This is a genomic window from Nonomuraea sp. NPDC050451 (assembly GCF_044458585.1).
In genome coordinates this window covers 673616-699205 of the sequence record NZ_JBITHZ010000004.1, presented here as the reverse complement: position 1 = coordinate 699205, position 25590 = coordinate 673616, and the positions used below count along the sequence as shown (strand labels likewise).

The window sequence follows — 25590 nt, the reverse complement described above, 5'->3', positions numbered from 1 at the left end:
TGGCGAGCATCCAAACAAAAGTCAACGGATCCGGCTTGCCGGGCGATCACCGCGCGCAGCCCGTTACCGGAAAGTTACGAGCACCGCAAAACCCTTCGCACGGCGTTTTCCCAGCTCATTGCCATAGTTTTGGTTTTTTCCGGGTTGTTGACGAAAAACCCGCGAGGTCGGCACACTTCGCGTTATGTCACACCCACGTGGCCCCTTGGCGCAGCTGAGGCGCGGGCACGAAGAGCTCGTGCTCGGTCTGCTGCGCAAGCACGGCCCGCTCAGCCGGGGCGAGCTCGGCAAGCTCTGCCAGCTGTCCCGCACCACCCTGTACGACATCCTCGCCGGGCTGGTCGCCGGCGGCGCGGTCGTCACCGCCAGCCCGCAGGAGGCCCCGCGCGGCCGCGGCCGGCCGGCCGAGACGCTGACCCTCAACCCGGAGGCGGGCCAGGCAATCGGCATCGACTTCGCCCGCCGCGCGGTGCACGTCGCCGCCGTCAACCTGGCCCACGAGATCGTCGGCTCGGCCAGCGAGCCGCACGCCGCCGACCTGCCCTGGGAGCAGCGGGTGGACCTGGCCGAACGCCTCGTCGGCTCCCTCACCGACGGCGGCCTGCGGCTGGGCGCGCTCAGCGCGATCGGCGCCGGCGTGGTCGGCCCGGTCGGCTGGCCGGAGCCAGAGGACGACCTGGAGGGAGACGAGCCCGCGCACCCCGTGCAGCCGCTGCTGAGCGAGCGGTTCGGCGCGCCGGTGCTGCTGGACAACAACACCAGGCTGGCCGCCCTGGGCGAGGCGATCTGGGGCGCCGCCGCCGGTGGCCGGGACGTGCTCTACCTGCGCCTGTCCCACGGTGTCGGCGGCGGCCTGGTGGTCGGCGGTGCGCTGCACCGCGGCGCGTACGGGCTGTCCGGCGAGTTCGGCCACATCACGGTCGACCCGGACGGCGCGCCCTGCGACTGCGGCGGCACCGGCTGCCTGGAGACCGTGGCCTCGATAAGAGCCGTGCTGGACGCCTACCGCGCCGCGGGCGGGCGGGCCGACGACGTGCCCGAGCTGGTGAAGGCGATCAGGGCGGGCGACGGCACGGCCCTGACCCTCCTGGAGGGCGTCGGCGGCACGATCGGCGGCGTGCTCGCGGCCGTGTGCAACGCGATCGGCCCCTCCGTGATCGTGATCGGCGGCGAGCTGGCGGAGATCGGCCCCGCGCTGATGGAGCCGGTCGAGCGGGCGCTGCGCGCCCAGGTCATGCCGGTCTCCAGGCACCGCGTCAGCCTGCGCCGGGCCACGCTCGGCGAGGCCGCGGGCGCCCTCGGCGGCATCGCCCTGGTGTTGCACGAGTCCCCGCTGCTGTCCCGCTACCCCGCGGGCCCCGATCTCGCGCCCGACCTCCTCGAGGACACCAAGCAGAGGCAACCATGACTCAGCTCACCACTCTGGCCAAAACCCCGGCGGTGCGGCGCGCCCCCAGGCGTCCCCAGCGGGCCGTCGCGCTCAACCTGATCGCGGTCGCCGTCGGGCTGGCCGTCTGGACGCTGCTGGGCGTTCTGGGCGTGCAGGCCCTGCCGACCCCGCTCGAGGTCGCGGCCAAGGCAGGCGAGCTGATCGCCGACGGCACGCTCCTCGGCGACGCGCTGGCCAGCCTGCGCAGGGTGCTGCTGGGCTTCCTGCTCGGCACCCTGCTGGCCGTCCCGATCGGCTTCCTCATGGGCTGGTACGCCACCGCGCGCGGCCTGCTCGAGCCCTACATCCAGTTCTTCCGGACCATCCCGCCCCTGGCGATCATCCCGCTGGCCATCGTGCTCCTCGGCATCGGCGAGGTGCCGAAGGTCTTCGTGATCTTCCTGGCGGCCTTCCTGTCCAGCGTCGTGGCGACCTTCCAGGGCGTGGTGGACGTGGACAGGACCCTGATCAACGCCGCCCGCGTGCTCGGCGCGTCCGACCGGACGATCTTCCTCAAGGTCGTGGTGCCGGCGTCCACGCCGTTCATCCTGGTCGGCATGCGGGTCGGGCTGGGCTCGGCCTGGGGCACGCTGGTCGCCGCGGAGCTGATCGCCGCCCAGGAGGGCCTGGGCTTCCGCATGCAGCAGGCCCAGCTCTACTACGACCTGTCCACGATCTTCGTGGGACTGATCGCCATCGGCGTGCTCGGCCTGCTGATGGACCGGCTGCTGCTGCTGGCCGAGCGCCACCTCACCGACTGGCAGGAACGCCGATGAACAGCAAGATCTCGTTCCGGGACGTGATCAAGACGTACCCGATGAAGGACACCACGTTCACCGCGCTCGACCGCGTGTCGCTGGACATCGCCGACCGCGAGTTCGTCACGGTCGTGGGGCCGTCGGGGTGCGGCAAGAGCACGCTGATGAGCATGGCGGCCGGGCTGGTCGAGCCCACGTCGGGCGAGGTGCTGGTGGACGGCGTGCCGGTCACCGGGCCGGGGCCCGAGCGGGGGGTGATCTTCCAGCAGTACGCGCTGTTCCCGTGGCTGACCGTGCGCAAGAACGTCGAGTTCGGGCTGAAGCTGGCCGAGTTGCCCGCCGACGAGCGCAGGCGGCGGGCCGAGCGGGCGATCGAGCTGGTCGGGCTGTCCGATTTCGCCGACGCGCTGCCCAAGACGCTGTCCGGCGGCATGAAGCAGCGCTGCGCGATCGCCCGCGCGTACGCGGTGAACCCGCAGGTCCTGCTCATGGACGAGCCGTTCGGCGCGCTCGACGCGCTCACCCGGGTACAGCTGCAGGACCAGCTCCTCGACACCTGGAGCCAGGAGCAGCGCACGGTCATGTTCATCACCCACGACGTGGACGAGGCCGTCTACCTGGCCAGGCGCGTGATCGTCATGGCGGCCAGACCCGGCCGCGTCCAGCAGGTCATCGACGTGGACCTGCCCTACCCGAGGACAGAGGAGATGCGGCTGTCGCCCGAGTTCGGGCGGATCCGCAACGAGGTCTGGCACTCCGTCTACCACCAGGCACCCGCGGCCTGACCCTCCCCCCTTCCGGCCCCCGAAAGGAGCCACCCGCCATGCGTTCTCTTCGCCGCGCCCTGACGGCCGCCACGGCGGTGACCGTGCTGGGACTCTCCGTGACCGCCTGCTCCGGCGACGGCACCACGGTCCGCTTCGGCTACATCAGCGACTACAACGGCGCCAGCCTGCTCGCGATCGCGAACAAGCAGGGCCTGTGGCAGAAGCAGGGTCTCACTCCCGAGATCAAGGTCTTCACCAACGGGCCGCTGCAGATCCAGGCGCTCGGCGCGGGCGACCTCGACTTCGGCTACATCGGCCCGGGCGCCATGTGGCTGCCCGCCTCCGGCAAGGCCAAGGTCGTCGCGATCAACACGCTCGCGTACGCCGACCGCGTCATCGGCCGTCCCGGCATCTCGACCATGCGGGACCTCAAGGGCAAGAAGGTCGGCGTGCCCGAGGGCACGTCCGGCGACATGGTGCTCAACCTGGCGCTGAAGAAGGCCGGGATGTCGGCCCAGGACATCCAGAAGGTGCCGATGGACCCGGCCACCGTCGTGTCGGCGTTCTCGGCCGGGCAGATCGACGGCGCCGGCATCTGGTACCCGCTGATCGACACGATCAAGCAGAAGGTGCCGGGCGTGGTGGAGGTGGCCAGCACCAAGGAGTTCCCGGACAACTCGTTCCCGACCGCGTTCGTCGGCGGCGCCAAGGTGGACCAGGAGCTCACCGGCAAGGTCATCAAGGTGCTGCAGGAGGCCAACGACTGGAGGGCCGCCCACCCCGACGAGGCGGTCACCGAGGCCGCCGCGCTGCTCAAGCTCGACCCGGCCAAGGTCAAGGCCGACGCGGCCAACGTCCGGACGATGACGACGGCCGACCTGGTCGCCAAGACCAAGGACGGCACGGTCGCCAAGTGGCTGAACAGCCTGGGCGACTTCTTCGTCGGCACCGGCCAGCTCAAATCGCGGCCCGACCCGGCCACGTACTACACCGGCGACCTCTACGAGAAGGCGTTCAGCAAGTGAACCTGCTGTTCCTGATGACCGACCAGCACCGCGTCGACACCCTCGGCTGCTACGGCAACCCGCACGTGGCCACGCCCAACCTGGACAGGCTGGCCGCGACCGGCACGCGGTTCGACCGGTTCTACACGCCGACGGCCATCTGCACGCCGGCGCGGGCCAGCCTGCTCACCGGGCAGGCGCCGTTCCGGCACCGGCTGCTGGCGAACTACGAGCGCAACGTCGGCTACCTGGAGGACCTGAGGGAGGACGCCTTCACCTTCCCCGCCGCGCTGAAGGAGCGCGACTATCAGCTGGGGCTGATCGGCAAGTGGCACGGGGGCACCACGCGCAACGCCGCCTCCTACGGCTTCGACGGGCCCGACCTGCCCGGCTGGCACAACCCGGTCGATCATCCCGACTACCTGGCGTACCTGGAGGAGCGGGGGCTGCCGCCGTACCGGATCTCGGAGTTGATCCGGGGCACCACGCCCAACGGCAACCAGGGCAACCTGCTGGCCGCCCGGCTGCACCAGCCGGAGGAGGCCACGTTCGAGCACTATCTGGCGACCCGGGCCATCGAGCACCTGGACAGGTACGCGGCCGACGGCCGGCCGTTCTTCCTGGCCGCGCACTTCTTCGGGCCGCACCTGCCCTATCTGCTGCCGGACGAGTACTTCGACATGTACGACCCGGCGCTGGTCGAGCTGCCGCCGTCGATCGCGGAGACGTTCGAGGGCAAGCCGCCGGTGCAGCGCAACTACAGCGAGCACTGGACGTTCGACACGATCCCGATCGAGGTCACGCGGAAGCTGATCGCGGTCTACTGGGGCTACGTGACGCTGATCGACCGGCAGCTCGGGCGGATCCTCGACCGCCTCGACGAGCTGGGTCTGTCGGATCAGACCTCGGTCTTCTTCACCGCCGACCACGGCGAGTTCACCGGCGCGCACCGGCTGCACGACAAGGGCCCGGCGATGTACGAGGACATCTACCGCATCCCCGGCATCGTCCGCATCCCCGGCGCGGAACCGCAGGTCAGGACCGAGTTCGTGACGCTCACCGACTGCACCGCGACGATCCTGGAGCTGGCGGGCTGCGACACCAAGCCGGCGGTGGACAGCCGCAGCCTGGTGCCCCTCGTCCGCGGCGAGCGTCCGGAGTGGCCGGGCGAGCTGCTCGCCGAGTTCCACGGCCACCACTTCCCCTACCCGCAGCGGATGCTCCGCGAGGACCGCTACAAGCTGGTCGTCAACCCGGAGTCGGTCAACGAGCTGTACGACCTGCACGCCGACCCGTACGAGCTGAGCAACCGCTACACCCACCCGGAGCTGGCCCCGGTCCGCCGCCGCCTGATGCGCAGGCTGTACGACCTGCTGCGGGAGCGCGGCGACAACTTCTACCACTGGATGACCCCGATGTACGACATCGGCCCCTCGGACTACGACCCCACGCTGAGCGCTTTCGAGAAGGAGGGCACCACCGGATGAAGATCTTGTTAGGCGTCGCCGCCCTGCTGTCCGGGTTGTTCACCAACCCGGTCTCGGCCGGCGTGGTCGACTCCCTCCCCGACCCGACCGTCATCCACGCCAGGGACGGGCTCTGGTACGCCTACGGCACCCAGAACCCGGTGTTCAGCAGCAAGGGCGAGGCCGGCGAGCGGATGCTGCCGATCCTGCGCTCCAAGGACCTGGTGAGCTGGGAGTACGCCGGCGAGGTCTTCACCCCGCAGACCAAGCCCGCCTGGCACGGCGGCGCCCGGCTCTGGGCCCCCGACATCCGCTACGTCGACGGCCAGTACTACCTCTACTACTCGCTGGCCTCCGGCGACGTCGGCCTGGTCACCGCGCCCGGCCCGACCGGGCCGTGGACCGACCGGGGCGACGTGCTCCCGGCCGCCGCCCAGGACGCGTGCCCGACGAACACCATCGACCAGGCCCAGTTCACGGACGTGGACGGCAGCCACTACCTGTACTGGGGCAGCTACGACACCATCTGCGCCGCGCGGATGAACGCCGACGCCACCCGCGTCGAGGGCCCGGTGACGCAGGTGGCCAGGGGCCGCCGGATGGAGGGCGGGTACGTGGTCCGCCGCGGCGGGTTCTACTACCTGTTCTACTCCGACGCCGGCTGCTGCGACGGCTCCTACAGCGGCTACCAGGTCAAGGTCGGCCGCGCCACCAGCCCGCTCGGCCCGTTCACGGACGACGAGGGCGTGGACCTGATGGAGCTGACCACCAAGGGCGCCATCGTCGCCGGCGCGAACGGCAACCGCTGGGCCGGGCCGGGCCACAGCGGCTTCGTCACGGACCTGTCCGGCCAGGACTGGCTGGTCTACCACGCCGTCTCGACGGCCGACCCGGACTTCCCGCCGATCACCAACGGTCCGTCGGGGCTGACCAAGCGCCCGCTGCTGATCGACCGGCTGGACTGGATCGACGGCTGGCCCGTGGTCCGCGCGGGGGCCGGGCCGTCGGAGGGCGCCCAGCCCGCGCCGGTCACCTCGTACGACGCCGGGGGCACCTTCGGCGACGGCTCCCTGAGCGGCTGGCAGGCCGGACCCGGCTGGCAGGCCAGGACCGGCCAGGACACCCACGGGTACGCGAGCCACACGGGCGCCCTCTCCTACGTGGTCTCGGCGAAGAAGACGCCGGCCGCCGACGTGCGGGCGCAGGCGGACCTGCGGGTGTCGTCCGGCGCGGCCGGGCTCACGCTCGCCCACGTCAACCGGAACAACCACGTGGTGGCCTGGCTCGACAGGGACCGCAACGCCCTGGTCACCGACGTGGTGATCGGCGGCACGAGCCGCGGCACGCAGGTGACCGCGCTGCCCGCCGGTTTCGACCTCGGCACCTGGCACACCATGGTCGCCGAGCTGCGCGACACCCGGCTGACCGTCCAGGTGAGCGGCGACAAGCTCGGCGATCCGGTCGCGGAGCAGCGGCGCGCCCTGCCTCGGGCCGCCGCCCGCCCCGGCTCGGTCGGCGCGGTGGCGCGCGGCGCGGCAGACGCCGACAACGTGGGCGCCGCCGAGCTGTACACGCCCGTCACGCGGCGGGTGCCCGAGCCGTCGCCCGGTGAGCTGCTGCCGGACTTCAGCGACGAGTTCGACGGCACGGCGATCGACGCGAAGTGGCAGTGGGTGCGCGGCCCGGCGCCCGGGGTCGCCGTCTCCGGCGGCGTGCTGTCCTGGCCCACCCAGAACGCCGAGCTGCACCGGGGCACCAACACGACGTCGGTGCTGCTGCGGGAGGCGCCGCAGGGCGACTACACGGTCGAGGCGAAGCTGGACTTCGCGCCGACGCAGGGCAACCAGCAGGCCGGGCTCGTGCTGTACGAGAACGACGACCGGTACTTCAAGATGGCCCACTCGGTGCTGCCGCTGGCGCGTGGCAACGGGGCGCTGCTGCAGGTCAGCGAATTCCTCAAGGAGGGCGAGCGGCCGACGACCACCCCGCCGACCGCCGTGTTCAACGGGCCGATGTTCGGGGGGCCGGCGGCCGGGACGATGTGGTTGCGGATGTCGTACCACTTCGACGCGGCGAACGGCGAGAACGAGGTGCGCGCGGCGACCAGCCGGGACGGCCGGCGCTGGGTGCACAACGGCGTGTGGACCCTTCCGGCGAAGGGGCCGCTCAGGATCGGGCTGATCTCCATGAACCGGTCGGGCGCCCTGGCCGAGTTCGACTACGTCCGCGCCTATCGCGACTGACCCGCGCCACCCGGTGGGGCGCCCCCTGAAGGCGGGTCAGTGGGCGCCCACGTCGGTGGACAGTCGCTGGGCGAGGTAGACCGGCACCACCGAGGCGACGATCAGCGCGGCGGCCACCACGTTCACCACCGGCGCCTGGTTCGGCCTGAAGAGGTTCTCGAAGATCCAGATCGGCAGCGTCCGCACCCCCGCCCCCGCCGTGAAGGTCGTGACGATGATCTCGTCGAACGACAGCGCGAACGCCAGCAGCCCGCCCGCCAGCAGCGCCGAGCGCATCATCGGGAAGGTCACCAGCCGGAAGGTGGTGAACGGGTCCGCCCCCAGATCCGCCGACGCCTCCTCCAGCGAGCCACCCATCCGCCGCAGCCGCGCCAGCACGTTGTTGTAGACCGTCACCACGCAGAACGTGGCGTGCCCCACCACCACCGTGAACAGCCCCAGGCCGATCCCGAACGGCTCCAGCACGGTGCGGAAGGCGTTGTTCAGCGCGATCCCGGTCACAATGCCCGGCAGGGCGATGGGCAGGATGATCACGAGGGAGACCGTGTCGCGCCCGAAGAAGCGGTAGCGCTGCACGGCGAAGGCCGCCATCGTCCCCAGCACCAGCGCGACGGCCGTCGCCCCCAGCCCCGCCTGCACGGACGTCCACAGCGCGTCGCGCACCCCCGACGAGTTCCAGGCCGCGCCCCACCAGCGGGTCGTCAGCCCCGGGGGCGGCCAGCCGAAGGTGCGGTCGGCGTTGACGGAGTTGAGCAGCACGACGAGCAGCGGCACGTAGATCACGCCGAGCCCCGCGAAGAGCGCGAGGCGGAACAGCAGCCGGGCCGTGCGCGAAAGGTTCACAGGTTCTCCAAGGCCCCGGTACGGCGCACCGCCGCCAGGTACGCCAGCATGATCACGACGGGCACGGTCGCCACCGCGGCGGCGAACGGCAGGTTGTTGGCCGCCCCGATGTTGTCGTAGACGACGTTCCCGATGAGCTGGCTGCGCCCGCCGACGATCTTGACGGCGATGTAGTCGCCGAGCGACAGCGAGAAGGTGAAGATCGACCCCGCGACCACGGCGGGGAACGCCAGCGGCCACACCACCGTGCGGAACACCCGCCACGACCGCGCCCCGAGATCCCCCGCCGCCTCCAGCAGCGAGTCCGGCAGCCGCTCGAGCCCCGCGTAGATCGGCAGGATCATGTACGGCAGCCACAGGTACGCCAGCGTCAGGATCGTCGCCGTCACCCCGAACCCCCACCCCAGCAACCCGCCGGAGGACAGCAGGACCCGCCACGCGTACGCCTTGACCAGGTACGACGCCCACAGCGGCGTCAGCACCGCGATCACCAGCCAGCGTCGCGCCCGCGGCGAGGCCAGCTTGGCCATGGCGAACGCCATCGGGAAGGCCACCACCAGGTCGATCGCGGTCACTGCGAGCGCCACGCCGAGCGAGCGCAGCGCGACCGTCCGGTAGACCTCGACCGTGACGAGATCCCGGAAGTTCGCCCAGGTGAACGTCCTGACGAGTTCCCCGGTGAAGGTGTCGGTGGTGTAGAACGCGGTGACGAACAGCGCCGCCAACGCACCCAGGTACGCCAGCCCGAGCCACGCCAGCGGCGCCGACAGCAGCAGCGACAGCCGCACCCCGGCCCGGCGGTGCAGGAAGCCCGCCAGCCACCGCCGCGCCGGGCCCCGGGCGGCCGGTCTCACCCCTTGATCTCCGTCCAGGCCCGCGTCCACTCGGCGTAGTCCTTGCACTTCACGTCCGTGCGCCCGTCGAGGCACTGCGCGATCGGCGTCGTCCAGTAGTGGACCTTGGAGAAGTACGCCTCGTCGGTGGCGTGGAACGTCTCGCAGTGCTTGGGGTCGGCGGTCTCCTGGCACGCCTTCGCGTTCGACGGCGCCTCCCCGAAGTACTCCGCCACCTGGGCGTTCGCCTTCGGCGAGATGATGTGGTCGAGCCACAGGTACGCGCAGTTGGGGTGCGCGGCCTTGGCGGCCACCATCCACGTGTCCGACCAGCCGGTCGCGCCCTCCTTCGGCAGCGTGGCCCGCACCGGCGCCTTCTCGCCCTGCGCCACGTTGACGATCACCTGCCAGGTGGTGCCGACCACCGAGTCGCCGCTCTTGAACGCCTGGATCTCCTTGGTGTAGTCGGACCAGTACTCGCCGATGATCTGCTTCTGCTGCTTGAGCAGGTCGACCGCGGCCTGGAACTGCCGGTCGTCCAGCGCGTACGGGTTCTTGACGCCGAGCTCCGGCCTGGTCGCCATCAGGTAGACGGCCGCGTCGGCGATGTAGATGGGCGAGTCGTAGGCCGTCACCTTGCCCTTGTACGGCGAGGCCGGGTCGAACACCACGCTCCACGAGTCGGGCGCGGGCTTCACGGTGTCGGTGCGCCACATCAGCAGGTTGGCGCCGCGGCCGTGCGGCACGCCGTAGGGGACGCCGCCGACCGAGTTCCACGGCTTCTCCTTCAGGCCGTCGAACACGTCCGCGTAGTTCGGGATCAGGCCGGTGTTGACGGGCGCGACCGTGCCGGCCGCGATCAGCCGCAGCGAGGCGTCGCCGGAGGCCGAGACCGCGTCGTACTCGCCGGTCTTCATGAGGTTGACCATCTCGTCCGAGGTGCCCGCGACCTTGGTGTTCACCTGGCACCCGGTGGCCTGCTCGAACGGGGTGACCCAGTCGACCTTGGGGTCGTTGCTGCCGTCCTCGACGTACCCGGCCCAGGCCACGAGGTTGACCTGGCCCTCGCCCGTGCCGAGGCTCCCCAGCGCGTCGATCTTGGGCGGCACGAAGCCGCTCTGGCCCGGCGCCGGCGCGCCGCCGGTCGTGGCGGGGCCGCCGCCGCAGGCGGTGACGAGCGCGAGTGCCGCCACAGTGATCGCTGATCCGCTCGGTCGCATGTCCTCTCCTTACCTGGACGTGATCGCGAACTCGTGCCGCCGCTGCCACACGAGCCGGACGCGGGCACCTCGCAGGCCCGTCACGTCCATGGACGAGACCTGGAGGTTCTGCTGGAGCGCGATCAGCCTGCCGCCGGCGTCGAGGTCCACGACGAACCTGGTGGCGGCGCCGGCGTACACGATCTCCGCGATCGTGCCCGCGGCCGACTGCTCGCCCGGACCGGCGTCCGGGGCGCCGTCGAGGGCGACACGCAGCTTCTCTGGGCGGATGCTGTAGGTGCCCGCGCGGCCGAGCACCTTCTCGGCGGCCGCGCCGGAGATGAGGTTCGAGGTGCCCACGAACCCGGCCACGAACTCCGTGGCGGGCCGCTCGTAGACCTCGGCCGGCGTGCCAACCTGCTCGATCCTGCCCCGGTCGAACACGGCCACCCGGTCGCTCATCGTCAACGCCTCCTCCTGGTCGTGCGTGACGAACAGGAAGGTGATGCCGACCTCGCGCTGCAGTTCCTTCAGCTCGACCTGCATCTCCTCGCGCAGCTTGAGGTCGAGCGCGCCGAGCGGCTCGTCCAGCAGCAGCACGCGCGGGCGGTTGACCAGTGCGCGGGCGAGCGCGACGCGCTGCCGCTGGCCGCCGGAGAGCTGGGCCGGGCGCCGGTCCTCGAAGCCCTCCAGGCGCACGGAGCGCAGCGCGTCCCGTGCCCGCGCGCGCCGCTCGGCCCGCGGCACCCTCTTCACGCGCAGCCCGTACTCGACGTTGGCCAGCACGTTCATGTGGGGGAAGAGCGCGTAGTCCTGGAAGACGGTGTTGACGTCCCGCTCGAAGGGGGCCAGGCGGGTCACGTCCCTGCCGTCCAGCTCGACGCGGCCCGCCGTTGGCGCCTCGAATCCGGCGATCAGCCGCAGCACGGTGGTCTTGCCCGAGCCGGACGGCCCGAGCATGGCGAAGAACTCCCCGTCGCGCACGTCCAGGTCGACGCCGTCGACGGCCGTGACGGGTCCGAACTCCTTGCGCAGCCCGCGCAGCCCGACGGCCGTCTCGCTCATATTCATGAACATAAATGCGCATCCCGGACAAAGCCATGGTCCGCAACAGAACGCAAGTGAGCGCAAGAACTCAGCAGATTTGCGAAACTACTTCACAACATCTTGTGTATCGGTGTGCGGGCGCCTACTGTCGCCTCACCCCCCGAGAGAAACGAGCACCGGATGCCACGCACGGTCCTGGCTGTCTTATGCGCGGCCGCGACGGCCCTCGCCGCTTCCCCGGCCCACGCCTCCTCCGCACCGGCGCCCGTCGTGACGCGGGCGGCCCTCGATCCGGCGCTGGTCGCGGGGCGGGGCGCCGCCGTGGACTTCCTGGAGCAGGAGGCGGAGAACGCCGTCACGAACGGCACGGTCATCGGCCCCGACCGCAGCGCGTACACGCTGCCCGCGGAGGCGTCGGGCCGCAAGGCGGTGCGGCTGGCGCCGGGCCAGTACGTGGAGTTCGCGCTGCCGCGCGCGGCCGACGCGATCACCGTCCGCTACAGCATCCCCGACGCGCCCGGCGGGGGCGGCATCACCGCGCCGCTCGACGTCACGGTCAACGGCAAGGGCCGCCGGACCATGACGCTGACCTCCCAGTACGCGTGGCTGTACAACCAGTACCCCTTCTCCAACGACCCCGGCGCCGGCCTGCTGCACCCCGACTGGTGGATCACCGAGTGCGCGTGCGTGCCCAGTGCCACGACGCCGCCACCCGTGATCGCGAAGCCGTTCCGCCCGAACCACTTCTACGACGAGCAGCGCCTGCTGCTCGGCCGCACGTACCGCGCGGGCGACCGGGTACGCCTCACGGCCCCCGCGGGGAGCGCCGCCGCGTGGACGGTCGTCGACCTGCTGGACTCCCAGCTCGTGGGACCGCCGCGGGTCAGGCTCGCGGCGGCCAACGTGCTGGCGTTCGGGGCCGACCCGTCCGGACGGCGCGAATCGTCGGACGCGTTCGACCGGGCCATCGCCTTCGCCCAGCGCAAGCGGCTGGAGGTGTACGTCCCGCCGGGCACGTACCAGGTGAACCGGCACATCATCGTGGACGACGTCACCATCACGGGCGCGGGAAGCTGGTACACGATCATCAAGGGCCACGAGGTCCCGCTCGGGAGCCCGGCGCCGGACGGCTCGGTCCACACGGGCGTCGGCTTCTACGGCAAGCCCGGCGGCAGCAGGAACGTGCACCTGTCGGGGTTCGCCATCGAGGGGGACGTGCGGGAGCGCGTCGACACCGACCAGGTGAACGCGATCGGCGGCGCGATGAGCGACTCCACCATCGACGGCCTGCACATCCGGCACACCAAGGTCGGCATGTGGTTCGACGGGCCGATGACGAACGTGCGGATCACGAACAACGTGATCGTCGACCAGATCGCCGACGCCGTGAACTTCCACACCGGCGTCACCGGCTCCGTCGTGTCGAACAACTTCATCCGCAACACCGGCGACGACGCGCTGGCCATGTGGTCGGAGAAGAGCGCCGACAGCGGCAACACGTTCGACCACAACACCGTCCAGACGCCCGTGCTCGCCAACGGCATCGCCGTCTACGGCGGCAGGGACAACACGATCTCGAACAACCTCGTGGCCGACCCGGTCAGGGAGGGCAGCGCCATCCAGGTCGGCTCCCGCTTCGGCGCCGAGCCGTTCACCGGGCGGCTGCTGATCACCGGAAACACCACGGTCAGGTCGGGGACGTACGAGCTGAACTGGAACATCGGGCTCGGAGCCATCTGGTTCTACGCGCTGGAGAGGGACATCTCCGCGGACGTCCAGGTGGTCGGCAACCACTTCCTGGACAACACGTACAACGCGATCATGCTGGTGAGCGAGTGGTCGGTGAAGGACCTGTACTCGATCACGAACGTGCACTTCAAGGACATCCGGGTCGACGGGACCGGGACGTCGGTGGTGAGCGCGCGGGTGAAGGGGTCGGCGACGTTCGAGAACGTGGACGCGCGGAACGTGGGCGCGGTCGGGGTGAACAACTGCGGCTCGTTCGGCTTCCCGCCCACGGGCTCGGAGTTCTCGCTGACCGATCTCGGCGGGAACGACGGTGGTGGCGCGGCGGGGCCCTGGCTGGCGCCGTGGCTCCTGCCGAACACCATCACCTGCGACGACCGTCCGCCGGTCGCGGCGCCCCCGCCTCCGTCCCCCTGGTGACCGGGCCGACGCGTTTTGTGCCGCGCCGGCCCGGCCGGGGGCTCACTCCGGCCGGCTCATGGCCTCCAGGCCCCTGACCACGGTGGTCGTCAGGATGCCGACCTCGGCGATGCCGATCTTCACCGTGTCGCCGTCCTGCAGCGTGAACGGCAGGTCGGGCACCAGGCTGGTGCCGGTGGCCAGCACGGCGCCGTCGGGGAAGGAGTCGGCGCGGAACAGGTAGCCGGCCAGCTCGTCGAGGCGCCGGTGCAGGCCCGACGTGGACGCCTTGCCGTCCCACACCGTCTCGCCGCCCCTGGCGATCGTGAGCGTGATGTCCAGCGCGTACGGGTCGGAGACCTCCCACACGGGCCTGATCGCCGGGCCGACCGCGCAGGCGCCCAGGTAGATCTTGGCCTGCGGCAGGTACAGCGGGTTGACGCCCTCGATGGTGCGCGAGCTCACGTCGTCGACGACCGTGTAGCCGACGGTCTCCCCGGCCGTGTTCAGCACCAGGCCGAGCTCCGGCTCCGGCACGTCGATCTCGGAGTCCGACCGCACCGCGATGCGACCGCCGTCACCCGAGACCTTCCAGGCCACCGACTTGAAGAACAGCTCGGGGCGCTCGGCGTCGTAGACCAGCTCGTACACGTCGGCGGCGCGCTCGCTCTCCAGCACCCGTGCCTCGCGCGAGCGCCGGTACGTCACGCCGGCCGCCCAGACCTCCATCAGCCCGTCCACCGGCGCGAGCCGCCACACGGACGCGGACGGGTGGCCCGGCCCGTCGGCCCCCGCCAGGCGCTCGCGCAGCCCCTCGACCGGGAGCCGCAGCAGTTCGGCCACGGTCGTGACGCCGGCCAGCTCCACCACCTGCTCGCCGTCGTCGACGCCGACCGCGGGGGCATCGGTCAAGGGGCTGACGAACCGTACGATGTGCATGCCTGCTCCTCATTCTCATCAGACGAGTCTGATGAGAGTCTTCCCTACCCGGCCGGGCAGGTTTCTGGCGGGTCAGATCACCTCGAAGTCGGCCATCATCGCCATGTCCTCGTGCTCCAGGTTGTGGCAGTGGAGCATGTACCGGCCGCGGTGGCCGTCGAAGCGGGCCAGCACGTCCACCACCTCGTACGGGCGCACGTCCACGGTGTCCTTCCACCCCGCGTCCGAGGCGGCGGGGGCCCGGCCGTTCCTGGCCAGCACCAGGAAGTGGGCCAGGTGGACGTGCACGGGGTGGTGGAAGTCGCTGGACAGGCGCCAGACCTCGGCGGTGCCCAGCCGGGGCCGGGCCAGCGGGACGCCCGGCCGGTAGGGGTGACCGTTGATCGTCCAGACCCCCTCCGATGATCTGCGGAAGTCGAACCTGCGGGTGGTCACGGGCGCCACGCGCCCGGGCGGGCGGGACAGCACGGCCGGTACGGCGGTGTCGTCGGCGGCCCGGCGGGCGACGACGAACCGCATGACGTTGCGGGCGGGGCCGTCGGCGAGGGTGTTGACGAGGGTGACCGCGGTGCCGACGGGGTAGGCGGAGAAGTCGACCACCACGTCGTACCGCTCGCCCGGCGAGATCGGGAGCTCGTCGTGCGCGACCGGCGCGGCCAGCAGGCCGGAGTCGCTCCCGATCTGCGTGAAGCGGCCGCCCGGCGCGAGCCGGAGCCGGTAGCGGCGGGCGTTCGAGGCGTTCAGCAGCCGCAGCCGGTAGCGGGTGGCCGTCACCTCGGCCACCGGCCAGGGCGCCCCGTTGACGAGGATCACGTCCCCCTCGACGCCTTCCATGTAGTCACCGTCGACCGCGGCCATGTGGCCGCCGCCGCCCATCCCCATGTGACCCGTGTGACCGCCGCCGGGCGGGCTCGGGTACCGGAAGGAGCCGTCCTCGTCGAACGCCCGGTCGCAGATCATCAACGGCAGCTCCCGCTCCCCCCTCGGCAGCGGCAGCGCGTCCTCCTCCTCGTCGCGCACCAGCACCATCCCGGCCAGCCCCCGCCACACCTGCGGCCCCGTGAAGTCCATCCGGTGGTCGTGGTACCAGAGCGTGGCGGCCCGCTGCTCCAGCGGGTAGTCGTAGTCCTTCGTCCCGCCTCCGGGCGCCACGAGGTCGGTCGGGTAGCCGTCGGAGCCGGGCGGGGTGACGCCGCCGTGCAGGTGGGTGGAGGTGGGCACGCTCAGCTCGTTGCGCACGGCGACCGTGACGCGGCTGCCGCGCCGCAGGTCGAACGTGGGCCCGGGGAAGGTCCCGCCGTAGCCCAGGACCTCGGTGGCCGTCCCGGGGATGATCTCGATCCTGGCGGCCCGCTGCGTCACCTCGTAGCGGCCGGGGCGTACCGGGCGGGCGACCTCGGGGATCGGGAGCGGCACGGTGAACGGCCGGGGCAGGGTCAGCCGGCTGCGCAGCAGCTCTCCCGAGATCTCGGCGCACCCGGCGGCGGCCAGCGCGGCCCCGCCCAGCACCCCGAGGAACCCCCGCCTGGTCAGGGCGCTCATGCGGCGCTCGGGCGGTAGGCGCGCCAGGTCCAGACGGCGAAGACGGCGGACAGTCCGAAGATCGCCATGCCGATCGGGAAGTGCAGCCCCAGCACCCGCCACTGTCCCAGCGCCACCTGCACCGTCTCCAGGGCCACGAGCCCCAGACTGGCCAGCGCCGGCCATCCCGGCCCCCGTCCCGGCCGCCACAGCAGGACGGCGGCCACCAGCTGCAGGTAGAGCAGGGCGTGGGTGAACCCGGCGTTGTTCTGGTGCCAGGCCAGCAGGTCGACGTCGCCGGTGGCGAAGAGCCCGGCCAGCGCGGCCTGCCCGAGCACTCCGGCCAGGTGTGCGGTGGCGAGCACGCGCAGCGACCAGACGATCCAGCCGGGCGGAGCGGAGGGTGATGCGGTCATGCACGGAATGCTCCAGGCAGGCCCCCTGGAGCCGCGTCCCACGTGGGAGGGCTTCCCGGCATACGCCCCGTGGAGTACGCCGCCCGTCCGGGGCCGCGAACGTACGACCGTGGGATGACACCGGGCCTGCACCGAGGCCGCGAACATACGACCGTGGGGCGACGACCGGCCCGGGCCGGGTCGCCTACCTTGTGAGCATGGACAGCCGGAGAACGGACGCGCTCGTCGCGGCGGGCGCCCTGGCGGCGATCATGGGCGGGACCTACGCGAACCTCTCGTGGACCGGCCCGCTGGAGCGCCCCCTCGACCCGGCGGGCGTGACGCTGATCGTGGTCGCGTCGCTGACGCTGGCCTTCCGGCGCACCGCGCCGCTGGCCGCCGGCGCGGTCGCGGCGGCCGCCGGGGTCGTCTACTACGCGCTGCACTACCCGGGCGTGTTCGCCTCCGCGCCCGCGCTGGCCTCGATCTACACGCTGGCCGCGCTCGGCCGCCGCAAGGCGGCGATCTGGCTGTCGCTGGCGCTGGCCACGGGGATCTACGGGCTCATGGCGATCGCCGAGGACGATCCGCCCCCGGGGAGCTGGATGGGGCTGCTGAGCGGGTGGCTGGTGGCCATGGTGGTGATCGGCGAGCTGACCCGGCACCGCCGCGCGTACCTGCGGGCCGTGGAGCAGCGCGCCGAGGAGGCCGAGCGCACCCGCGAGGAGGCGGCGCTGCGCCGGGCCGGCGAGGAGCGGCTGTGGATCGCGCAGGAGCTGCACGACTCGCTCACCCACAGCATTTCCGTGGTCAACGTCCAGGTGGCGGTGGCCATGCAGTTGCTGGAGCGCGACCCGGCGCGGGTCAGGCAGGCGCTGGCCGCGATCAAGGAGTCGGGGCACGAGGCGATGCACGAGCTGCGGGCCACGCTGGGCGTGCTGCGCCAGAGCGAGCCGGAGGAGGCGGGGCTGTCCAGGCTGCCGCGCCTGCTCTCCAGGGCCGAGGGCGCGGGGCTGCGGGTGGCGCACACCGTGGCCGGGACGCCGTACGCGCTGCCGCCCGAGGTGGACCGGGCCGCATACCGCATCGCCCAGGAGGCGCTGACCAACGTGCTGCGCCACGCGGGCGCCGCCACGGTCACGCTCGCGGTCGAATACGATCCCTCGAAGATCGTGCTGCGGGTGGAGAACGACGGCGAGGCGGGCACCGCCGGGCCGGGGATGGGGTTGATCGGGATGCGCGAGCGCGCGGTCGCCATCGGCGGCTCGCTCACCGCGGGCCCCCACGAGAACGGCGGCTTCGCGGTCCGCGCCGAGCTGCCCGTCCGGGTCCCGGCATGACGGCGGCCGACGGGGCGGGTCCCGGCATGACGGCGGGTTCCGGTGTCATCAGGGTCCTGCTGGCGGACGACCAGCCGCTGATCCGCGCGGGTTTCCGGGCGCTGCTGGAGCTCACCGACGACATCACCGTGGTCGGCGAGGCGGCCAACGGCGTGGAGGCCGTGGAGCTGGCCAGGCGCCTGCTCCCGGACGTGGCGCTGCTCGACGTGCGCATGCCGCTGCTCGACGGCATCCAGGCCACCCGCAGGATCGGCGCCGCCCCCGACCTCGACGGCGTCCGCGTGGTGATCCTCACGAACTACGCGCTCGACGAATACGTCTTCGCCGCGCTGCGGGCCGGGGCCAGCGGCTTCCTGCTCAAGGACATCGAGCCCGGCGACCTGCTGCAGTCGGTGCGGGTGGCCGCCCGCGGCGACGCGCTCCTGTCGCCCTCGGTGACCCGCCGCCTGATCGAGGAGTACGTCAGCACCCCTCCCCGCCCCACTCCGGCGCCCGGCCTCGAACGCCTGACCGACCGCGAACGCGAGATCGTGACCCTGGTGGCCCGGGGCATGTCCAACGAGGAGATCGCCGAGCACCTGGTGATCAGCGGTGCCACCGCCAAGACCCACGTGAGCAGGTCGATGACCAAGCTAGGCGTGCGTGACAGGGCGCAGCTGGTCGTCGTCGCGTACGAGTCCGGCCTGGTGGTCCCGGGGACGAGCGCCTAGATCGCCAGCAGGAACTCGTAGACGTTCAACAGCCAGACCAGCAGCCACAGGGCCACGGCGGGAAGCCGGGCCATCCCCCGTCCGATTCCGTCATTCGGCACTCAGTATCACAACGCCCTTCCCTCGACGGCGATGACACTTCCAGTGTGCCTCCCAGACCATGCCCGGCCCGGATGGTGACGTAACAGGGTGATCCAGGACGGCGGCTAGCCGTTGACCGGCTTGCCCAGGGCGCTGCCCGCCAGCCAGTCGTCCCACGACTTCGCCCAGGGCGTCGGCCCGTTGCCGAAGCGCAGCTTCCGCGACGTCCCCTTGACCTCGATGATGTCCCCTCGCTGGGTGAACTCGTAGAACCAGCGGGCGTTGGCCGGGCTGGCGTTCACGCAGCCGTGGCTGACGTTGCTGTTGCCCTGCGCGCCGGTCGACCAGGGGGCGGCGTGGAAGAACGTGCCGCTGTAGGTCATCCGGACGTTCCACTTGGTGCGGATGCGATATTCGCCCGGCTTGCCGATGGTGGCCGAGTCCATGAGGGTCTCCGCGGCCTTCTCCTGGGCGATCATGACACCGGACCAGCTGTCGTCCCCGGGCTTGCCCAGGCTGACCGGGATGGTCTTGACGACCTCGCCGTTCTCCCGCACGACCGCCTGGTGGGTCTTGTTGCTGACCTGGGTGATGTGCTCAGGGCCGACGGTGAACGTCAGGCTGCGGTCCTTGGTGCCCCACACGTCCTGCCCCGCCCGCAGCCCTGCCAGGTGCGCGACCACGGTGACCTTCTCGCCGACCGGCCAGTACTCGCGCGGCCTGAATTGCACCTCGCGGTCGCTCACCCAGCTCCAGGCGCCCTCGACCGGCTTGGACATCCGCACCACCAGCGACTTCTCGACCGCGGCCCGGTCTTCCTGGGCGGTCACGGGTCGCGACAGCAGGAGCTGGACGGGCATGCCGACGCCGACCTTCTCGCCGTCCAGCGGGGACATGCCGCTCTCCAGCACCCGCTTCGGCTTGAGGGTGGTGAACGTGACCTGGGCGGTGACGGGCTTGCCGTCCGTGCCGGTCGCCTGCGCGCTCACCGTGTACGCCGTCGAGGGCCGCAACGGCCACCTGGGGTGCCACGTCCCGTCCGCGCCCAGGGTCCCGCGCACCTCACGCCCCTTGGCGTCGGCGACGGTCAGCTTGGTGACCTTGCCGTCGGTGGCCTTGACGCTGACCCCGGTGTCCGGGGGCACCTTCTTCGTGCCGTTCGCCGGTGTGATCGCCAGCTTGGCCACCGGGGCCTGCTCCTGCGACTTACCGGGCGCGCCCGGGCCGCCGCCCGGACCGCCGCCCGAGCTGCAGCCGGCGGCCATGAGCAGGGCCGCGGTGAAGGTGCCGACGAGTACGGTCCGGCCGTTCCGCATCGCTGATGCCTCCCACAACCTGACAAATAGGGACATTTCACACTAGATGGCATTTCTATAGCCCGGTGCAGTTCTGCCCCGAACTGCACCCGGCATGCGGCGCCCCGGCAGCGCATTGACCGATCTTGTGAAGGCGGTTTAACATCCGCTTGACTCGGGTCCGAAATTTTCCCCCTGCTCGCGAAAGTTTCAGCCGCCCTCATCCCGCCGGAGATCGCGACATGACGAAGCTCTCCAGGATCCTGCTGTCGGTCGCGGTGGTGGCCGCCGCGACCGCCGCCGTCCCGTCGTCACCCGCCCAGGCGCAGGCGCCCGGCACGTACATATCGGGCTCCGCGGGCCCGGGGCGCTTCCCCCTCGTGGCCGCCGGCCGGGCGGCGCCGATCGTGGTCAGCGCGGGCGACCACGCGGGCGTCGTCCGCGTGGCGGGTGACCTCCAGGCCGACATCGAGCGCGTCACCGGCGTGCGGCCGGCCCTGGCGAAGGACGAGGTCCCGAGCCGGGACGACGTGGTGCTGGTCGGCACCATCGGCCGCAGCCCGCTCATCGACCGCCTGATCAGCACCGGCAAGCTGGACGTCTCGGGCATCGCCGGCAAGTGGGAGACCTCGCTGGAGCAGGTCGTGCAGAATCCCGTGCCCGGCGTGCGGCGCGCGTTCGTGATCGCCGGCAGCGACCAGCGGGGCACGGTCTACGGCGTGTACGACGTCTCCAAGCAGATCGGCGTCTCCCCCTGGTACTGGTGGGACGACGTGCCCGCCCGCCACCGGGACGCCCTGTACGTGCTGCCGGGACGGCACACCCAGGGCACGCCGAAGGTGAAGTACCGGGGCTTCTTCATCAACGACGAGAACCCGAACCTCGGCACCTGGGCGCCCCGCCACTTCGGCCCGGGCAAGGCCCAGGGCTACCCCGGCGGCTTCAACGGCGCGTTCTACGCCAAGGTCTTCGAGGTCATGCTCCGGCTCAGGGCCAACTACCTGTGGCCGGCGGTCTGGGGCCGGGCCTTCGCCGAGGACGATCCGGACAACCACCGGATCGCCTCCGAGTACGGCGTCGTCATGGGCACCTCCCACGAGGCCCCCATGATGCGGGGCATCGAGGAGTGGAACCGCCATGCGGTCGCCGCCGTACGCGACTCGCAGGGGAACATCGTCACCCCCGGCCACGACCCGTACGGCGGGACCGGCGAGTGGAGCTTCCGCCGCAACGGCGAGGCCATCAAGAAGTACTGGGCCGACGGCATCCGCAGGATGAGGGAGCAGGGCTTCGAGGGCGTCGTCACGCTCGGCATGCGCGGCAACGGCGACGTGAGCCTGCCCGACGGCGACGGCATCGAGCTGATGCGGAGCATCCTCGAGAGCCAGCGCGAGATCCTGGCCCGCGAGAGCGGCGAGGACCTGGAGAGCATCCCGCAGGTGCAGACCCTCTACAAGGAGGTGCAGCGCTACTGGGACCAGGGCCTGCGCCCGCCGGACGACGTGACCGTGGTCTTCTGCGACGACAACTGGGGCAACCTGCGCAAGCTGCCCGACCAGTCGCTCCCGAAGCGGGCCGGCGGCTACGGCATGTACTACCACTTCGACTACGTCGGCGGCGGCCGCAACTACAAGTGGGTCGACACGATCAACCTGGCCGGCACGTGGGAACAGCTCGACCTCGCCTACTCCTACGGCGTGGACCGGCTCTGGGTCGTCAACGTGGGCGACATGAAGAACGAGGAGCTGCCGCTGCAGTTCTTCCTCGACTACGCCTGGGACCCCGCCAGGCTGCCGCTGGAGAGGCTGGACGACTGGGAGCAGGCGTACGCGGCGCAGAGTTTCGGGCCGGAGCGGGCCGCGGAGATCGCCGAGGTCCTGCACGAGTACGGCAGGCTCCAGGCCCGCCGCAAGCCCGAGCTGCTGAACCGCCGCATCAGCCTGGACCCGGCCGCGCCCGCCGGCATCAGGTACGACGACGACACCCCGTTCAGCCTGACCAGCTACCGCGAGATGGACCGGGTCGTGGCGGAGTGGCAGCACCTGGCCGACAAAGCCGAAAAAATCCGGAAAAATCTGCCGCCCGGCTACGACGACGCCTACTACCAGCTCGTCCACTACCAGGTGAAGGCCACCGCCAACCTGTACGAGCTGCGCCGCGCCCAGTTCACCAACCTCCTCTACGCCCGGCAGGGCAGGGCCGCCGCCAACGCCCGGGCGGACCTCGCCCAGGCCCGCTTCGACGCGGACCAGGCCATGAACGCCCACTACGGCGAGCTCGCCGGCGGGAAGTGGAAGGACTTCCAGCTGCAGCCCAAGATCGGGTACGGCGACGTCGAGCGGTACGGCCCGAACGCGCCGTGGCAGCAGCCGGAGAAGGACAACGTGGCCCTGCCCGACGCCTTCTACCCGCACCTCGTCCGCACGCAGGTCCCCGAGGCCGCGGAGCTGGGCGTCGCGATCGACGGCTCCGACCGGTGGTGGCCGGAGGCGACCGGCGAGGCCGTGCTCCCGGCGTTCAGCCCGTACCAGGCATATCCGGCGCAGTACGTCGAGGTGTTCAACCGCGGCACCACCCCGTTCGGCTACACCGTCACGCCCGCCCAGCCCTGGGTGAGCGTCACCCCGAAGTCCGGCACGGTCACCGACCAGGTGCGGGTGACGGTGAAGGTGGACTACTCGCGCGCCCCCAAGGGCAGGACCGAGGTCCCCATCACCGTCACGGGGGCGGGCCGGCAGGTGACCGTGAAGGCCGTCATCGACAACCCGGCCACCCGGCCCAGGGGCTTCGTCGAGGCGGGCGGCCACGTCGCGATCGAGGCCGGCCACTACAGCAGGGCCGTCGGCCCGTGGCGGGTGATCCCCGGCCTCGGCAGGACGTCGGACGGCGTGACCCCGCTCCCGGTGACCGCCCCGCGGCAGACGCCCGGCGGCGGCAGCCCGCGGCTGGAGTACACGACGACCCTGTTCACGACCGGCCAGGTGAAGGTGTCGGTGCTGCTGTCGCCCAGGAACAACGTGCTGCCGGCCGACGGCCTCACCTACGCCGTGTCCATCGACGACCAGCCGCCCCAGCGGGTGAACGTCACGACCGCCACCGGCGCCAACGACACCACCATGAACCGCCAGTGGGAGCGCAACACCTCCGACAACGTCAACGTCACCACGACCACCCATACGGTCGCGACGCCCGGCGTCCACGTCGTGAAGTTCTGGATGGTCGACCCGACCGTCGTGCTCCAGCGGATCGTCGTGGACACCGGCGGCGTGCTGCCCAGCTATCTGGGCCCGCCGGAGAGCCGCCGCGTGTGAGATTGCCGCGCCATCCGCCCCGGGCAATCATGGGGCGGATGGACTACTACCTGATCTCCGGCCCCGACGGAATCCTCGTGGAGGAGTTCGTCCTCCACGACGACCACACCGCCGCCGGCATCGACAGCGCCGTGTGGAGCCCGGAGAGCGGCATGTGGTCCGCCTGCCCCGACCTGAGCCGCGAGCTGCGCTCCGACGCCAGGCTCCGCGCGCTGGTGACCCCGGTGGACCGGCGCTCGGCGGCGCAGGCGTACGCGCGGCTCGGCGGGGGCGAGCTGCCCGAGGAGGAGCGGCTGCGCGGGCTCTTCCGGCAGCGCCAGCCCCTGCCCACGGCCGCGCCGCTCGACCTGGGCTCGTCGCCGGACGCGCGCCGCTACCGCATCCTGTTCGCGGGCGACTTCGACGCGGACGGGCTGGCGAACGCCCGCGCGGCCCTGCGCCTGGAGCCCGCCGACGACCCGCGCGTGGCGGGCCGGGCGGCGGGCGACGGTTTCGCGTGGGAGCTGCGCAGCATCGGCGCGGGCATCGCGTGGTGCGTGGACGTGACCGTACGCCTCGGGAGCGGCCCGGCCGGCGTGCTCGGGGCACTGCTGGACCACCTCCGGCAGGCCGTCCGCGAGCAGGGCCTGATTCCGGTCACCGTCGAACGTTTCGCCTGACTGTCACATTTTCCGGTCCCATTCCGTCTTGTCTGTGACGTACCCATCCAGTCATAGGCGGGGTGACTATGAAGGTCAGCTCACTTGCTCAGGCGCTCGACGATCGGATCGGCGGGGCCGGGTTCCTGAAGAAGGCGATGCGGAAGGTCTTTCCCGATCACTGGACGTTCCTGCTTGGTGAGATCGCGCTGTACGCGTTCGTGGTCATCCTGCTCACGGGCGTCTTCCTCACGTTCTTCTTCAAACCGACCATGGAGGAAGTGGTCTACGACGGCGCCTACGTGCCGCTGCGCGGGGTGCAGATGAGCCAGGCGTACGCCTCCACGCTGGACATCAGCTTCGAGGTGCGCGGCGGCCTGCTGATGCGGCAGATGCACCACTGGGCCACGCTCGTCTTCCTGGGCGCCATCGTCATCCACCTGCTGCGCAACTTCTTCACCGGCGCCTTCCGCAAGCCGCGCGACCTGAACTGGCTGATCGGCGTGGCCCTGTTCGGGCTGGTGATGCTCAACGGGTTGTTCGGATATTCGCTCCCCGACGACCTGCTGTCCGGCGCGGGGCTGCGCATCCTGCACGGGGTCACGATCTCGGTGCCGCTGGTGGGCACGTACCTGGCGATGTTCCTGTTCGGCGGCGAGTTCCCCGGCGAGGACATCATCTCCCGGCTGTTCAGCCTGCACGTGCTGCTGATCCCCGGGCTGCTGCTCGTGCTGCTGCCGCTGCACGCGGTGGTGCTCACGTGGCGGCAGACGCACACCCAGTTCAGGGCCAAGGGGCTGAACGACGGGGTGGTGCGGGGCGCGCCGTTCTTCCCGGCGTTCCTGGCCAAGACGACGGTGTTCTTCCTGTGGGTGCTGGCGGTGGTGGCGGCGCTGGCCACGGTGTTCCAGATCAACCCCATCTGGCTGTACGGCCCGTACGCGCCCAGCACGGTCAGCGCGGGCTCACAGCCCGACTGGTACATGGGCTTCCTCGAAGGCGCGCTGCGGATCATGCCGCCGTGGGAGTTCACCGTCTTCGGGCACACGGTCACCATGAGCGTGCTGATCCCGGCCCTGGGGGCGCCCGGGCTGCTGTTCACCGTGCTGGCGGTGTACCCGTTCCTGGAGCGGTGGATCACCCGGGACCACACGATCCACCACCTGCTGGACCGGCCGCGCGAGGCGCCTACCCGGGTGGGCCTCGGGGTCGCGGGGATCGTCTACTACGGCGTGCTCTGGCTGGCCGGCGGCAACGACCTGCTCTCCTCGACCTTCCACATCTCGCTGTACGCGACCACGTGGATCTTCCGGGTCCTGGTGGTCGCGGGGCCGGTGCTGGGGTTCGTGATCGCCCGCCGGATCTGCCTCGGGCTGCTGGCCCGCGACCGGCACACGGTGGCGCACGGGGTGGAGACCGGCGTGATCGTGCGCGGCGCGGACGGCGCGTTCACCGAGATCGAGCGGCCGGTGACGGACGAGGAGTCCGCGGTGCTCGTGCCGCCCGCGCGGCCCGCCCTCCCGGCGGCGGCCGACGGCGACGTCCCTCCCCCGGCCCGCCGCCGCGTCCACGACGCCGTCCAGCGCTCCTGGTCCCGCTGACGACCGCCCTCCGCCCCACCACCGA

Annotated in this window: 20 protein-coding genes; 12 read left to right on the top strand and 8 right to left on the bottom strand. The window is 71.4% G+C overall.

What is annotated here, in order from left to right; translation table 11 throughout:
• Positions 1-184 precede the first annotated feature (184 nt).
• The 6 genes from ACIBI9_RS18180 to ACIBI9_RS18155 are packed head-to-tail and all read left to right on the top strand — an operon-like array spanning position 185 to position 7667.
• Positions 185-1408: an ROK family protein gene (locus ACIBI9_RS18180; protein WP_397223260.1), complete on the top strand. Its 1224-nt coding sequence runs from the start codon at positions 185-187 to the stop codon at positions 1406-1408.
• The gene (locus ACIBI9_RS18175) at positions 1405-2205 is read left to right on the top strand and encodes an ABC transporter permease (RefSeq protein WP_397223259.1); all 801 of its coding nucleotides are present in this window, start codon (positions 1405-1407) and stop codon (positions 2203-2205) included. The genes ACIBI9_RS18180 and ACIBI9_RS18175 overlap by 4 nt, the downstream gene beginning before the upstream one ends.
• Entirely contained in the window at positions 2202-2972 is a 771-nt protein-coding gene (locus ACIBI9_RS18170) for an ABC transporter ATP-binding protein (protein ID WP_363967019.1), read from the top strand. Before ACIBI9_RS18175 ends, ACIBI9_RS18170 begins: the two co-directional genes overlap by 4 nt.
• A gap of 38 nt (positions 2973-3010) precedes the next feature.
• Complete coding sequence (locus ACIBI9_RS18165) at positions 3011-3979, top strand: aliphatic sulfonate ABC transporter substrate-binding protein (protein WP_397223258.1); 969 nt, start codon at positions 3011-3013, stop codon at positions 3977-3979.
• On the top strand, positions 3976-5445 hold the full coding sequence (locus ACIBI9_RS18160) for a sulfatase-like hydrolase/transferase (protein ID WP_397223257.1): 1470 nt from the start codon (positions 3976-3978) through the stop codon (positions 5443-5445). Before ACIBI9_RS18165 ends, ACIBI9_RS18160 begins: the two co-directional genes overlap by 4 nt.
• Entirely contained in the window at positions 5442-7667 is a 2226-nt protein-coding gene (locus tag ACIBI9_RS18155) for a family 43 glycosylhydrolase (RefSeq protein ID WP_397223256.1), read from the top strand. Before ACIBI9_RS18160 ends, ACIBI9_RS18155 begins: the two co-directional genes overlap by 4 nt.
• A 36-nt stretch (positions 7668-7703) precedes the next feature.
• Here the strand turns inward: ACIBI9_RS18155 and ACIBI9_RS18150 are convergent, their stop codons facing one another.
• From ACIBI9_RS18150 to ACIBI9_RS18135, 4 genes are read right to left on the bottom strand one after another with little or no spacing between them, the layout of a single operon-like run.
• Positions 7704-8510 (bottom strand): ABC transporter permease, encoded by an 807-nt coding sequence (locus ACIBI9_RS18150; protein WP_397223255.1) that lies wholly within the window; start codon positions 8508-8510, stop codon positions 7704-7706.
• Complete coding sequence (locus ACIBI9_RS18145; RefSeq protein ID WP_397223254.1) at positions 8507-9364, bottom strand: ABC transporter permease; 858 nt, start codon at positions 9362-9364, stop codon at positions 8507-8509. Before ACIBI9_RS18145 ends, ACIBI9_RS18150 begins: the two co-directional genes overlap by 4 nt.
• Entirely contained in the window at positions 9361-10563 is a 1203-nt protein-coding gene (locus ACIBI9_RS18140) for an ABC transporter substrate-binding protein (protein ID WP_397223253.1), read from the bottom strand. The genes ACIBI9_RS18145 and ACIBI9_RS18140 overlap by 4 nt, the downstream gene beginning before the upstream one ends.
• 9 nt (positions 10564-10572) lie before the next feature.
• Complete coding sequence (locus ACIBI9_RS18135) at positions 10573-11607, bottom strand: ABC transporter ATP-binding protein (RefSeq protein ID WP_397223252.1); 1035 nt, start codon at positions 11605-11607, stop codon at positions 10573-10575.
• A 162-nt stretch (positions 11608-11769) separates the two neighbouring features.
• Here ACIBI9_RS18135 and ACIBI9_RS18130 point away from each other — a divergent pair, with 162 nt between their 5' ends.
• The gene (locus ACIBI9_RS18130) at positions 11770-13755 is read left to right on the top strand and encodes a glycosyl hydrolase family 28-related protein (protein ID WP_397223251.1); all 1986 of its coding nucleotides are present in this window, start codon (positions 11770-11772) and stop codon (positions 13753-13755) included.
• A 42-nt stretch (positions 13756-13797) separates the two neighbouring features.
• Here the strand turns inward: ACIBI9_RS18130 and ACIBI9_RS18125 are convergent, their stop codons facing one another.
• The 3 genes from ACIBI9_RS18125 to ACIBI9_RS18115 all read right to left on the bottom strand — a co-directional run bounded on the left by ACIBI9_RS18125 (position 13798) and on the right by ACIBI9_RS18115 (position 16610).
• Positions 13798-14673, bottom strand: coding sequence for a fumarylacetoacetate hydrolase family protein (locus tag ACIBI9_RS18125; RefSeq protein ID WP_397223250.1), 876 nt, complete (start codon positions 14671-14673; stop codon positions 13798-13800).
• A gap of 72 nt (positions 14674-14745) precedes the next feature.
• On the bottom strand, positions 14746-16215 hold the full coding sequence (locus ACIBI9_RS18120) for a multicopper oxidase family protein (protein ID WP_397223249.1): 1470 nt from the start codon (positions 16213-16215) through the stop codon (positions 14746-14748).
• A complete protein-coding gene (locus tag ACIBI9_RS18115; RefSeq protein WP_397223248.1) occupies positions 16212-16610 on the bottom strand; it encodes a hypothetical protein in 399 nt (132 codons plus the stop codon). Before ACIBI9_RS18115 ends, ACIBI9_RS18120 begins: the two co-directional genes overlap by 4 nt.
• A gap of 197 nt (positions 16611-16807) precedes the next feature.
• Between ACIBI9_RS18115 and ACIBI9_RS18110 the strand changes: the two genes are divergently transcribed.
• Positions 16808-17929, top strand: a complete 1122-nt coding sequence (locus ACIBI9_RS18110) for a sensor histidine kinase (RefSeq protein ID WP_397223247.1) — start codon at positions 16808-16810, stop codon at positions 17927-17929.
• The gene (locus tag ACIBI9_RS18105; RefSeq protein ID WP_397223246.1) at positions 17926-18639 is read left to right on the top strand and encodes a response regulator; all 714 of its coding nucleotides are present in this window, start codon (positions 17926-17928) and stop codon (positions 18637-18639) included. The genes ACIBI9_RS18110 and ACIBI9_RS18105 overlap by 4 nt, the downstream gene beginning before the upstream one ends.
• Before the next feature lie 206 nt (positions 18640-18845).
• On the opposite strand, the gene ACIBI9_RS18100 is transcribed toward ACIBI9_RS18105, so the two are convergent.
• Entirely contained in the window at positions 18846-20036 is a 1191-nt protein-coding gene (locus tag ACIBI9_RS18100; protein ID WP_397223245.1) for an Ig-like domain-containing protein, read from the bottom strand.
• A gap of 221 nt (positions 20037-20257) precedes the next feature.
• Between ACIBI9_RS18100 and ACIBI9_RS18095 the strand changes: the two genes are divergently transcribed.
• From ACIBI9_RS18095 to ACIBI9_RS18085, 3 genes are all read left to right on the top strand, one after another.
• A complete protein-coding gene (locus ACIBI9_RS18095) occupies positions 20258-23326 on the top strand; it encodes a glycosyl hydrolase 115 family protein (RefSeq protein ID WP_397223244.1) in 3069 nt (1022 codons plus the stop codon).
• A 38-nt stretch (positions 23327-23364) separates the two neighbouring features.
• Complete coding sequence (locus tag ACIBI9_RS18090) at positions 23365-23985, top strand: hypothetical protein (RefSeq protein ID WP_397223243.1); 621 nt, start codon at positions 23365-23367, stop codon at positions 23983-23985.
• A gap of 68 nt (positions 23986-24053) precedes the next feature.
• Positions 24054-25565 carry a cytochrome bc complex cytochrome b subunit gene (locus ACIBI9_RS18085; RefSeq protein WP_397223316.1) on the top strand — a complete coding sequence of 504 codons (1512 nt, stop codon included), beginning with the start codon at positions 24054-24056 and terminating at the stop codon, positions 25563-25565.
• Positions 25566-25590 lie beyond the last annotated feature (25 nt).